The sequence below is a fragment of the Lonepinella koalarum genome (assembly GCF_004565475.1).
Lineage (GTDB): Bacteria > Pseudomonadota > Gammaproteobacteria > Enterobacterales > Pasteurellaceae > Lonepinella > Lonepinella koalarum.
The window spans coordinates 129057-141253 of the sequence record NZ_SRHX01000003.1 but is presented as its reverse complement, the minus strand read 5'-3'; the positions used below and the strand labels follow the sequence as shown (position 1 = coordinate 141253).

Below are 12197 nucleotides of genomic sequence, written 5' to 3'. Positions count from 1 at the left end.
AAAAAACGCATTCTACACTTTATCTTTATTTCAATTTCCCTATAATGTAGCCTTTACTTTTATATTCACTAGGAATCAAAATGACAGACTTGAATACGGTTCTCGCGGAACTAAAGCGCGGTATTGATCAAATTTTTTCAGAGCAAGATTTACTTGAGAAATTAAAAGAAAATCGCCCTTTGCGTGTGAAATTAGGGGCAGACCCAACTGCACCGGATATTCATTTAGGTCATACGGTGGTGCTGAATAAATTACGCCAGTTCCAAGAATTAGGGCATCAGGTGCAATTTTTAATTGGGGATTTTACCGGCATGGTAGGCGATCCATCAGGCAAAAATACCACTCGCCCACCGTTGACACGAGAAGATGTATTACGCAATGCGGAAACCTATAAACAGCAAATTTTCAAAATTCTCGATCCACAAAAAACGCAAATCGTATTTAACTCTGAATGGTTAGGGCAGCTTGGTACAGAAGGTATGATTCGTTTAGCTTCTAACTATACCGTAGCGCGTATGTTAGAACGTGATGATTTCAAAAAACGTTTTGCAAATCAACAACCGATTGCAATTCATGAATTTATTTATCCGTTATTGCAAGGCTACGATTCTGTTCATTTAGAATCAGACGTAGAATTAGGCGGAACAGACCAAACTTTCAATTTATTAATCGGTCGTGAATTGCAAAAAGCCCGTGGACAAAAACCACAAGTGGCAATTACTTTGCCATTATTGGTCGGTTTAGATGGCGAGAAAAAAATGTCGAAATCATTGGGTAACTATATCGGTGTCACCGAAGCCCCAAATGAGATGTTTGGTAAAATCATGTCGATTTCTGATGAGCTGATGTGGGATTGGTATGATTTGCTTTCTTTCCGCCCATTAACTGAAATTGCACAATTAAAAGCCGATGTGGCAAATGGCAAAAATCCACGGGATGTGAAAATTTTACTCGCCAAAGAAATCATCGCTCGTTTCCACGATCAAGCGGCAGCCGATGCAGCAGAACAAGAATTTATCAACCGTTTCCAAAAAGGGGCAATGCCTGATGAAATGCCTGAATTTACTTTTGAGGGCGAAATTGGATTAGCTAATTTGTTAAAAGAAGCTGGCTTAGTACCGTCCACATCTGAAGCTATTCGTGCAGCTCAACAAGGCGGTGTGAAAATCAATGGTGAAGTGGTAAATGATGTGAAACAAGTCATTAAAGCTGGGACAACAGCGGTTTATCAAGTGGGTAAACGCAAATTTGCCAGAGTAAGCATTAAGTAATCACGAACAAAGGGCATTTCAATATGCCCTTTTGCTATGATAAATTCACCATTCGATTCGGTCTAATCACATTATCTTTGCCGATTTCTGCGACACCTAAAAACACATTCTTATCAGAAAATAACCGCACTTGGCCATAAATCTGCTGGTTATTTTCAAATTTGACCCGTTGACCAAAGCCAACGGATTTAGTCTGTTCAGTAGTTAAATAAAGTACTGGCAATTTTGCCACAGCACTGTCTAAGGGCAATAAATAGCTATCTAATAACGCTAAATCTTGCTGTTCACTCAGATCTTGTAATTGTTGCCATGTGAGCATTTTTTCTGTTGGATAGTCTGCCACTCTCGTACGGCGTAGCATGGTAACATGGGCGCCACAACCTAAATACTCGCCTAAATCGTCCACCAAGGTGCGAATATAGGTTCCTTTAGAACAATGTACTTCAAGGGTTAAAAAAGGGGCTTTATAGTCAATAAAATTCAATTCAAAAATACGAATCGGGCGAGCCTCTCGTTCTACAGTAATACCTTGGCGAGCATATTCATACAAGGGTTTACCTTGATATTTTAAGGCAGAAAACATAGTAGGTACTTGCATAATATCGCCACGAAAATGCTCAAGTGCGGTTAAAATCTCCGATGTTTTTGACCGCACTTCTCGGGTTTGTACAATTTGACCTTCCGCATCAGAGGTGTCTGTGCGTTCACCCAATTTCGCCGTGACTAAATAACGTTTATCCGCATCAAGCAAAAACTGACTAAACTTCGTGGCCTCGCCTAAACAAATCGGCAGCATACCCGTAGCTAAAGGATCTAACGCCCCCGTATGACCGGCTTTATTGGCTTGATAGAGGCGTTTTACCTTTTGCAAGATGTCATTAGATGACATGCCTTGCGGTTTATCCAATAAAAATACGCCGTGAATATCTCTGCCTTTTTTGCGTGGTCGAGACATTAATCTTCCTTATCTTCCACATGACGTGCTTGATCTTGGCGGATTACATCTGTCACTAAGTTTGACATCCGCATTCCTTCTACTAAAGATCGATCGTATTCAAAACGTAATTCGGGCACAATACGTAAACGCATAGCTTTGCCCAATAGTGAACGGATATAAGGGGATGCTTTTTCTAGGGCTTTCATACCCTGTTCAATCGCCACTTCATCATGATCAAATAAGAACGTGACAAATACCTTGGCATACGCCAAATCTCTTGATACTTCTACATCAGATACAGTGACCATACCGATGCGTGGATCTTTCACTTCTCGTTGCAAAATAATCGCCACTTCTTTTTGTAATTCTTGAGCCACTCGGTCAGAACGTTTAAAATCTTTGTTCATTATTTTCTCTCATTTTATCAATGTGCAAACAGGGCATATACAATACACCCCGCCATTATTTATAATCAATACACGAATTAAATCGAACGCTTAACTTCAACCACTTCAAATACTTCAATTTGGTCGCCGACTTTCACATCATTATAGTTTTTCACGCCGATACCACATTCCATACCATTACGCACTTCGCTTACATCATCTTTGAACCGGCGTAAAGATTCTAATTCCCCCTCAAAGATCACCACGTTATTACGCAATACGCGGATTGGGTTGTTACGTTTCACCACGCCCTCAGTAACCATACAGCCGGCAATCGCACCAAATTTCGGATGGCGGAACACTTCACGCACTTCTGCCAAACCGATAATTTCTTGTTTAAATTCAGGTTGTAACATACCACTCATGGCCGCTTTGATTTCGTTTAATAATTCATAAATAATAGAATAATAACGTAAATCAATATGTTCATTTTCAATAATCCGGCGCGCAGAAGCATCTGCACGGACGTTAAAGCCAACCATAATCGCATTGGATGCAGCAGCTAATGTTGCATCCGTTTCGGTGATACCACCTACACCAGAGCCAACCACTTTTACTTTCACTTCATCCGTAGAAAGCTCCTGTAAGGATTGCACAATCGCTTCGACAGAACCTTGTACGTCAGCTTTCACGATAACATTTAATTCTGCAAGATCGCCCTCTGCCATATTGCTAAACATATTTTCTAATTTTGCTTTTTGCTGGCGAGCAAGTTTCACATCACGGAATTTACCTTGACGATACAATGCCACTTCACGGGCTTTTTTCTCATCACGCACTACTGTAGCTTCATCACCGGCTGCTGGCACGCCTGAAAGTCCTAGCACTTCCACTGGGATAGATGGACCTGCACTGTCAATTTCTTTACCGTTTTCATCACGCATCGCACGTACACGACCATATTCAAAGCCACAAAGTACAATATCACCACGGTTTAATGTACCAGATTGTACCAGGATAGTCGCCACTGGACCACGCCCTTTATCTAAGTAAGATTCAATCACTACCCCACTTGCCATACCGTCTTTAATGGCAGTTAATTCCAGCACTTCGGATTGTAATAAAATAGAATCTAATAATTCATCTACGCCAGTCCCTTTCTTAGCGGAAACATAAACGAACTGGACATCACCACCAAATTTTTCCGCAACAACTTCGTATTGTAGCAATTCCTGTTCAACACGCTCTGGGTTAGCTTCAGGTTTATCAATTTTATTGACTGCCACCACAATCGGCACGCCTGCGGCTCTTGCATGTTGAATCGCTTCGATCGTCTGTGGCATCACACCATCATCGGCAGCAACAACGAGTACCACGATATCCGTTGCTTTTGCACCACGAGCCCGCATTGAAGTAAACGCCGCATGTCCCGGAGTATCTAAGAATGTAATCACTTTTCCTTTGGTTTCAACATGATATGCACCGATATGCTGGGTGATCCCACCTGCTTCACCCGCCGCCACCTTGGCTTTACGAATATAGTCAAGTAAAGAGGTTTTACCGTGGTCAACGTGACCCATAATTGTTACCACTGGCGCACGATTCACTTTTTCCGCTTTCACATCACGGTCACCTAATACGGATTCTTCTAGCTCATTTTCTTTACGCAAGATCACTTTATGACCTAATTCTTCCGCCACTAATTGGGCAGTTTCTTGATCGATCACTTGGTTAATCGTCACCATTTCGCCCATTTTCATCATAGTCTTAATGATTTCCGTGGCTTTAATTGCCATTTTGTTGGCTAATTCCGCCACGGTAATGGTTTCACCAATCACCACATCACGATTCACGGCTTGAGCTGGTTTAGTAAAAGCTTGCTGAATTGAACTGCCTTTTTTACCTTGTTTACCCTTACCCTTCACATCTTTTTGGTTACGACGATCGGATTGGCGTTCATTTTTATTACCCTTCTCATCATCACGACCGCCTTTTTTCGCTTTGGCCACTTTATTTTTGCCACCGCGACCGCGGGTTTCATTACGGCGTGTAGATTCTTCCTCGGCATCACGCGCATAACTTGAAGTTAAATGATAATCGGCAAAATCTTCTGTACTGTTGTCAGTATTGCTATCATCACGTTCCGCATAGCGTTTTGCTTCTTCCGCCGCTTTATGCGCTTGTTCCTCAGCTTTTTGACGAGCGAGTTCATCCGCTTTACGACGCAATTCTGCTTCTTCCGCACGACGTCTTTCTTTTTCCGGATCTAACGGTTTTTGCACCGCACTTTTCTCCGATTTTGCTTTTAGTTCCACTTTAGCTTTAACTAAATCAGATTTAATTTCAAGATCTTTCTTGCTTTTCTCATTAGTTGATTTTGTTTCACTTTCTTGTACTTTTTGCGCAACTTTTGCTTCAGCTTCTTTTTGTAGTTTTAATTTTGCTTCTTCCGCTGCTTTTTTAGCCGCTTCAGTATCAATTTTACGCGACTTACGTACTTCTACTTGCACCGCTTTCGCTTTACCATTTGGCGTTGTCGCACTGACGGTGGTTTTAGTACGACGTTGTAAGCTTAATTTTTTTGGTGCTTCATTTTCTATTTTATCTGTCATAATATTTCTCCTTACAACGATTAACTAAACCAGCAAATTTCACGGGCAGCCATAATTAATTCGGCCGCTTTTTCTGAGCTTAATTCTTCAATTCCGCTCAAATCATCAACCCCTTGCTCCGCTAATTGTTCAAGCGTGACAATACCTTGTTCAGCCAGTTTAAACGCAATGTGACGTTGCATACCATCAAGATTTAACAAACGATCTTCAATATGAGCTGATTCTAACGCTTTTTCTTCAGCAAGTGCGGTGGCAGTAATCACATTTTTTGCTCGAGCTTGTAATTCTTCGATTAAATCCTCATCTTCCAAACCGTCAATTGCCGCTAATTCACTCACTGAAACATATGCTACTTCTTCCAAGGAAGTAAAGCCTTCATCAATTAAGATTTGTGCAAATTCTTCATCAATTTCCAACGCAGACATAAATAATTTAAGAATCTTATTATCTTCTGCTTGATGTTTTTCATTCAATTCATCGGTAGTCATGACGTTTAATGTCCAACCCGTTAACTGCGTTGCCAAACGTACATTTTGTCCATTACGACCGATAGCTTGAGCAAGATTTGTGGCTTCTACCGCAATATCCATGGAATGATTATCTTCATCGACCACGATTGAACTCACGTCTGCTGGTGCCATAGCGTTAATCACATACTGCGCCGGATTATCATCCCACAGTACAATATCCACACGCTCACCACCTAATTCATTAGTAATGGCTTGTACTCTTGCACCACGCATCCCGACACAAGCTCCTACTGGATCAATACGTTTATCACTGGTTTTCACTGCAATTTTTGCTCTTGAACCCGGGTCACGGGCAGAACCTTTAATTTCGATCACTTCTTCACCAATTTCTGGCACTTCTAAGCGAAATAATTCTTCCAACATAACAGGTTTAGCACGCGTCACAAATAATTGTGTCCCCTTGCTTTCTGGTGTCACTTTATATAGCACACCACGCACACGGTCGCCCGGACGGAAATTCTCACGTGGTAACATATCCTCACGCATAATAACAGCCTCCGCTTTCAGCGGATCTTCTTTATTACCGATTAATTCCAAAATAATCGTTTCACGGTTTACTTTTTTCACCGTACCAATCACAATTTTACCTTCTTCACCAATAAATTGTTCCACAACACGGCTACGTTCCGCATCACGAATTTTGGTACTAATGACTTGACGTGCAGTTTGCATAGTAATACGGTCGAAAGCGACAGATTCAATTTGATCTTCAACAAAATCGCCCACTTGAATCTCCGGCTCATCTAAACGTGCCGCTTCTAAAGTAATTTCTTTGGTTGGATTTGTGACTTCTTCCACGACCAACCAGCGACGGAAAGTATCAAACTCACCAGTTTTTGGATCAATGACTACACGAACATCAATTTCAGATGGTTTTTCAATGCCTAAACGTTCTTGTTTTTGAGCATGTTTTTTCTTAGTAGAAAGGGCAATTGCACTCTCTAATGCTTCAAAAATTACTTCTTTTGGTAGGGATTTTTCGTTTGATACTGCTTCGGCAGCAAATAAAATCTCTTTACTCATTTTTTCATTATCCTTTTAATAGTTAAATTCAGTGATTAAAATTTTGCCACCACGTTGGCTTTTTGAATATTACCAAATACCAAGGTTTGCGGTTGATTATCCACAATTAATGTCAACATATCATTATCAACTTTTTCTAATACACCTTGCCATTTACGTCGATCTGCCACAGGAATACGCAAATGCACACAAATTTCTTTGCCAACATAGCGTTCATATTGTGACAACGTAAACAATGGGCGATCTAACCCCGGTGATGAGACTTCAAGATTATATTTATCCGTAATCGGATCTTCTACATCCAAAATTGCACTCACTTGACGACTAACATCTGCACAATCTTCAATACCTACACCATTTTCTTTATCAATAAATAAACGAACCGTCATAAACCGCCCTGTTCGCTGACATTCAATTCCCCAAAGTTCATAGCCTAAATCTGCTACTGAACCTTGCAGCAATGCTGTTAATTTTTGTTCTAATGTTGCCATTTATTATCCTCGTTTCCTTTGCTATCCACTATTTTCTGCCCCCTATCCTCTGTCTTCTGTCCTCTGTTCTCTGTCCTCAGACACAAAAAAAGGGCTTAAAAGCCCAGTGTAAATTTCCAAATTTTACGTACAAAAAAACCCAAATTCCAAATTTGGGTTTCACTGAACCTTTATTTCCTTTCTTACTCATAAAGATAATAAGAAAGTGGTTGCGGGGGCCGGATTTGAACCAACGACCTTCGGGTTATGAGCCCGACGAGCTACCAAGCTGCTCCACCCCGCGTCCGAAATATGAGGCGTATTATACTTAAATTTTAACAAAAAACAAGCTTTTTTTAAAACCCAATACCGCCCCCGATAGCCACACCCGCGCCACCATTACTCGCGCCAAAGCCACCACCAAGGGTACAAGCTGACAAAGTCCCTAACATCACAATAAGCAGAATAATTTTTTTCATCATATTTTCCTAACATTAAATTTGCTAGTGGTAGTCACATAAACTATGTTTTGGCTTAAACAATGTAGCACGTCTAATTTCGACAAATAATATCTCTAATCAATAATATTGAATGATCACTGCTTGATTTATTTTGCAATCGTTTAAACGTCATCTCTAATAAGGTATCGACCACTTTATGATGATTTTGCACACTACAAATCACCTTATTTTCTAATAAATCCAACATATCATCATTACCAAACGTCGCGATGACTAATTCTTTAGGAATAGCTTTATTTTGGCTTAATAAAACACTAAAAATACCCTGTAATAAAGTGAGTGAAGTCACAAAAATAGCATCAGGTAACGGATTATTGGCTAACCATTGAGCAAAAACTTTCGCACTACTTTCCTTGTGGAAATGATCTGAATACAAAAACTCAGCAGATTTTGACCGCACTTTTAGTGCTTCTCGGAAACCCATTTCACGCTCACGGCTATTTTCCAATTCGGGCAAAGCGCCGAGAAATAACACACGTTGATAAGATTTTTGAAATAATTTATCCGCTAATTGAAATGCATCTTGTTGATCATTTGCCAACACGTTCAGCACATTGTCCGCATTAACCTTACGATCAAAACCAATGACGGGAACTTTATTTGCATATTCCGCATAAAATGGATGATCCGAAGCTAACGCACTGGAAACAATCAAAGCATCCACTTTACGGCGTAATAATTGTTTCGCACACCCCATTTCGTTTTGTGCATTATCATTAGAACAACCTATCAATAACTGATAACCCTTTTCCCGACAACGGTTCTCCAACTGATTGGCTATTTTGGCATAACTTATATTTTCAAAGTCAGGGATAATTAATCCAATCGTGCGACTTCTACCAGCCCGCAAACTAGCCGCTAACACATTAGGTTTGAAATCATGTTCATTAATTAACGCCTTAACCTTGGCAATGGTTTTATCACTAACGCGGTATTGTTTCGCTTTACCATTCACCACGTAACTGGCGGTGGTCCGCGAAACTCCAGCTAATTTAGCTAATTCATCTAATTTCATCGCTACCTCAAAACTACGAAATTCTAAATTGGGATTATAAATATAGGGCTTGTGGACGTTTCATTTTTCCCAGCGTTGTCGCTTAAAAAAGCCACAGGCAAGGAAAAAAATGTAGAAAATAGTGGTTCTATTTTCAAATTTTTTGACGAAGTCAGTGACTTTTTTTAAGCACAACCCCCTCTTTGCGAACATGGGGGACGGGACTTATTTTAGCCCACTCTACGTTAAAAGTCATTTGTTTAGAATAACTAAACGGCATGACTTTCGCCTTGATTGGGCTAAAATAAGTCGCCGTCGCTGGGAAAAATGAAACGTCCACAAGCCCTATTATACCCCATAAATAACGCATTGATTTTCAAAAGTTTGATCTAGATCTCAAAATTTTTCAGATAAATGGGCTAATCCATATTGATACAACGCATTTTTCTTATAATCATAAAGTGTTGCCACAATGCTGGCAGCTTTCTTCAATGGTAATTCTTGGCTAATTAACTGGAGGGCCTTAATGGCTTTAGGATCCCATTGTTCGGTTTCTAGTTTGGGTTTCCCTTCAATAATTAATACCATTTCGCCTTTGGTTCGATTATTATCTTGTGCTAACCATTTTAATAAATTTCCCACTTGATCACCGCAAATGGTTTCCCAGGTTTTGGTAATTTCTCGGGCTAAAACCACATAACGTTCTGCGCCCATCAGCATTTCAATATCTGCAAGGGTATCTAAAATGCGGTGTGTACTTTCATAAAAAATCAACGTACGGTCTTCTTCACTCAAGTTTTCCAATTTGTCGCGACGAGCTTTGCTTTTAGCCGGTAAAAAGCCTTCAAAACAAAAACGATCGGATGCAATACCTGATGCACAAAGTGCCGTAATCGCCGCACAAGCGCCGGGCAAAGGCACGACTTTGATGTCTGCTTGACGACATTTTCTCACCAAATGAAATCCGGGATCACTAATTAACGGCGTGCCAGCATCAGAGATCAAAGCAATATTGCTACCTTGTTGCAATTTTTCCACTAACACGTCTGCTTTCTGCTGTTCATTATGATCGTGCAAGGCAAAAAACGGCTTTTTAATACCATAATGACTTAACAACAAACCACTATGGCGCGTGTCTTCAGCGGCAATTAAATCCACTTGAGAAAAAATCGCTAACGCACGCTGAGTAATGTCTTGTAAATTGCCAATTGGCGTGGCGACAATATATAAAGTCCCTGAATTTATCATTTTATCTCTTCTTTTATTGCTTTTAGTTGATGGGCGAAGTAAGATCTACCCATCTTTCTTATAACGGAGTAATTATGTCTATTCTATTACAAGGTACAAAATTTAAAAAACGTTTAATGCCACTTTTATTTCCTGTGCTACTAGCCGGTTGTACAAATTTATTCGGTAGCAATTTTGATCAAACCTTAAAAAGTGATGCTAATGCTAGTTCTGAATTCTATATGAATAAAATGATGCAGACGACAGAACTAGAAGATCAACAAACCTATAAATTATTGGCTGCTCGTGTGTTAGTCACCGAAAATAAAGTCGCACAAGCAGAGGCCTTATTAGCCGAATTAAATTTAAAAGAATTAACCCCAGAGCAATTATTAGATAAATCTTTAATTGATGCTCATATTTCAGCCGTGAAACAAAATAATAGTCAAGCGGAAAGTCAATTAAAATTAATTAATTTGGCTCAATTAAGCCCTTCACAAAGTGCACGATATTATGAAGTTTCCGCGCGCATTGCAGAAAACCAAAATCAATTTATTGATGCGGTAAAAGCCCGTATTAAAATTGACAGTTTCATCACTGATGTGCAACGAAAACAGGAAAATATTGACCGCACTTGGGCATTATTACGCAAAACTAACAAAGGCACCATTAGTCATACTCCGGCTGATGGTGATATTGCTTTCGGTGGTTGGTTAGCCTTAGCACAAGCCTACAATAATAATCTTAATCAACCAGCACAATTAAGCCAAGCGTTACAAAGTTGGAAAACCGCCTATCCGACCCATAGTGCATCTTATCTATTCCCAACAGAATTAAAAAGTTTATCCAACTTCCAACAGACACAGATAAATAAAGTCGCATTATTATTGCCATTAAGCGGTGATGCTCAATTGCTCGGAGACACCGTAAAACTAGGTTTTGATAATGCAAGAACTGGTTCAACTGTAACAGGTGCTAATAATGACATTCAAGTGGATGTGATTGACACCATGACAACAGATGTACCAACCGCAATTCAACAAGCGAAAGAATCCGGCGCGAAAGCCATTGTTGGCCCTTTATTAAAAAATAACGTTGATGCTGTAATCAACAATCCAGAAAGTATTCAAGGATTAAATGTATTAGCGTTAAATTCGACATCAAATGCACGTGCGGTGAATCAGCTTTGCTACTATGGCTTAGCGCCTGAAGATGAAGCAGAGTCTGCGGCGGATAAACTCTGGAATGATGGTATTAAGTCACCTTTAGTCATGGTGCCTCAATCTGATTTAGGGCAACGTACTGCCAGTGCGTTTACCGTACGTTGGCAACAACTTTCTGGTACAGATGCCAATATTCGATTCTATAACCAAGCACAAGATATTGCTTTAGCCTTAGAAGAAGGGGCGAGTAAACAGGCTGAAGCCATGTATATTGTGGCATTAAGTGAACAACTAGGTGAAATTAAATCAGTGATTGACAATGTCAACCCGAATTTAAAATTGTATGCAAGTTCGCGCAGTAATTCATCTAATAACACACCTGAATATCGTTTACAAATGAATGGATTACAGTTTAGTGATATTCCATTCTTTAAAGAGACCGATTCTGCTCAATATAAACAAATCGAAGCCCAAACCAACGGTGATTATTCGTTAATGCGTTTATATGCCATGGGATCGGACGCATGGTTATTAATCAATCAATTTAATGAATTACGTCAAGTACCGGGTTATTCCATTAGTGGCTTAACGGGTAAATTAAGTGCTGGTCCGAACTGTAACATTGACCGTGATATGACATGGTTCCAATATCAAGACGGTGAAATTCATAATATTAAAAATTAATGTTTTCACGAAAAAAAACCTTTTCTACTAAACAACAAGGGGCGAGGTTTGAACAATATGCTCGTCTCTTTTTAGAAAGCCAAGGTTTGCACTTTGTTGCCGCAAATCAAAATTTTAAGTGCGGTGAATTAGATTTGATTATGTTAGACGGTGAAACACTGGTATTTGTGGAAGTCCGCCAACGTAAAAACGATCTTTTTGGTTCAGCCGTAGAAAGTGTGGATTGGCATAAACAACAAAAATGGCAAAACGCTGCGAATTTATGGCTAATGCAACAAGGGCAAAGCCTAGAAGATGCGGATTGTCGTTTTGATTTAGTCGCTTTCGGTCAAAGCCCAAAAGATATTGAATGGATTCCTAACTTTCTAGATTAATACAA

The 12197-nt window shown here is 39.8% G+C and carries 11 protein-coding genes and 1 tRNA gene; 3 read left to right on the top strand and 9 right to left on the bottom strand.

Going from position 1 to position 12197, the window contains the following annotated elements; all coding sequences use genetic code 11:
* Positions 1-80: 80 nt before the first annotated feature.
* Positions 81-1271 (top strand): tyrosine--tRNA ligase, encoded by a 1191-nt coding sequence (tyrS, locus tag E0709_RS05300; RefSeq protein WP_132300833.1) that lies wholly within the window; start codon positions 81-83, stop codon positions 1269-1271.
* A 34-nt stretch (positions 1272-1305) separates the two neighbouring features.
* Here tyrS and truB read toward each other — a convergent pair whose 3' ends face one another.
* The 9 genes from truB to rsmI all read right to left on the bottom strand — a co-directional run bounded on the left by truB (position 1306) and on the right by rsmI (position 9992).
* Positions 1306-2226 (bottom strand): tRNA pseudouridine(55) synthase TruB, encoded by a 921-nt coding sequence (gene truB, locus E0709_RS05295; RefSeq protein ID WP_132300835.1) that lies wholly within the window; start codon positions 2224-2226, stop codon positions 1306-1308.
* A complete protein-coding gene (gene rbfA, locus E0709_RS05290; RefSeq protein WP_132300837.1) occupies positions 2226-2615 on the bottom strand; it encodes a 30S ribosome-binding factor RbfA in 390 nt (129 codons plus the stop codon). Before rbfA ends, truB begins: the two co-directional genes overlap by 1 nt.
* A gap of 77 nt (positions 2616-2692) precedes the next feature.
* Complete coding sequence (gene infB / locus E0709_RS05285) at positions 2693-5206, bottom strand: translation initiation factor IF-2 (protein WP_132300839.1); 2514 nt, start codon at positions 5204-5206, stop codon at positions 2693-2695.
* Positions 5207-5226: 20 nt separating this feature from the next.
* Positions 5227-6759 (bottom strand): transcription termination factor NusA, encoded by a 1533-nt coding sequence (nusA, locus tag E0709_RS05280; RefSeq protein ID WP_132300841.1) that lies wholly within the window; start codon positions 6757-6759, stop codon positions 5227-5229.
* 35 nt (positions 6760-6794) lie between these two features.
* Entirely contained in the window at positions 6795-7250 is a 456-nt protein-coding gene (rimP, locus tag E0709_RS05275) for a ribosome maturation factor RimP (RefSeq protein ID WP_132300843.1), read from the bottom strand.
* Positions 7251-7456: 206 nt separating this feature from the next.
* Positions 7457-7533, bottom strand: a tRNA-Met gene (locus E0709_RS05270).
* 52 nt (positions 7534-7585) lie between these two features.
* On the bottom strand, positions 7586-7708 hold the full coding sequence (locus E0709_RS12545) for a hypothetical protein (protein ID WP_267463697.1): 123 nt from the start codon (positions 7706-7708) through the stop codon (positions 7586-7588).
* Positions 7709-7781: 73 nt separating this feature from the next.
* Positions 7782-8765 carry a catabolite repressor/activator gene (gene cra, locus E0709_RS05265; RefSeq protein WP_132300845.1) on the bottom strand — a complete coding sequence of 328 codons (984 nt, stop codon included), beginning with the start codon at positions 8763-8765 and terminating at the stop codon, positions 7782-7784.
* 375 nt (positions 8766-9140) lie between these two features.
* Positions 9141-9992: a 16S rRNA (cytidine(1402)-2'-O)-methyltransferase gene (gene rsmI, locus E0709_RS05260; RefSeq protein WP_132300847.1), complete on the bottom strand. Its 852-nt coding sequence runs from the start codon at positions 9990-9992 to the stop codon at positions 9141-9143.
* A 74-nt stretch (positions 9993-10066) separates the two neighbouring features.
* Between rsmI and E0709_RS05255 the strand changes: the two genes are divergently transcribed.
* The gene (locus E0709_RS05255) at positions 10067-11818 is read left to right on the top strand and encodes a penicillin-binding protein activator (RefSeq protein ID WP_132300849.1); all 1752 of its coding nucleotides are present in this window, start codon (positions 10067-10069) and stop codon (positions 11816-11818) included.
* Complete coding sequence (locus E0709_RS05250; RefSeq protein ID WP_132300851.1) at positions 11818-12192, top strand: YraN family protein; 375 nt, start codon at positions 11818-11820, stop codon at positions 12190-12192. The genes E0709_RS05255 and E0709_RS05250 overlap by 1 nt, the downstream gene beginning before the upstream one ends.
* The last annotated feature ends 5 nt before the right edge of the window (positions 12193-12197 follow it).

Excerpts from the sequence above, each read along its gene's own strand:
- cra (WP_132300845.1), bottom strand. The coding sequence starts at position 8,765 with ATGAAATTAGATGAATTAGCTAAATTAGCTGGAGTTTCGCGGACCACC.
- infB (WP_132300839.1), bottom strand. The coding sequence starts at position 5,206 with ATGACAGATAAAATAGAAAATGAAGCACCAAAAAAATTAAGCTTACAA.
- rsmI (WP_132300847.1), bottom strand. The coding sequence starts at position 9,992 with ATGATAAATTCAGGGACTTTATATATTGTCGCCACGCCAATTGGCAAT.
- E0709_RS12545 (WP_267463697.1), bottom strand. The coding sequence starts at position 7,708 with ATGAAAAAAATTATTCTGCTTATTGTGATGTTAGGGACTTTGTCAGCT.
- rbfA (WP_132300837.1), bottom strand. The coding sequence starts at position 2,615 with ATGAACAAAGATTTTAAACGTTCTGACCGAGTGGCTCAAGAATTACAA.
- E0709_RS05255 (WP_132300849.1), top strand. The coding sequence starts at position 10,067 with ATGTCTATTCTATTACAAGGTACAAAATTTAAAAAACGTTTAATGCCA.
- rimP (WP_132300843.1), bottom strand. The coding sequence starts at position 7,250 with ATGGCAACATTAGAACAAAAATTAACAGCATTGCTGCAAGGTTCAGTA.
- truB (WP_132300835.1), bottom strand. The coding sequence starts at position 2,226 with ATGTCTCGACCACGCAAAAAAGGCAGAGATATTCACGGCGTATTTTTA.
- E0709_RS05250 (WP_132300851.1), top strand. The coding sequence starts at position 11,818 with ATGTTTTCACGAAAAAAAACCTTTTCTACTAAACAACAAGGGGCGAGG.
- tyrS (WP_132300833.1), top strand. The coding sequence starts at position 81 with ATGACAGACTTGAATACGGTTCTCGCGGAACTAAAGCGCGGTATTGAT.
- nusA (WP_132300841.1), bottom strand. The coding sequence starts at position 6,759 with ATGAGTAAAGAGATTTTATTTGCTGCCGAAGCAGTATCAAACGAAAAA.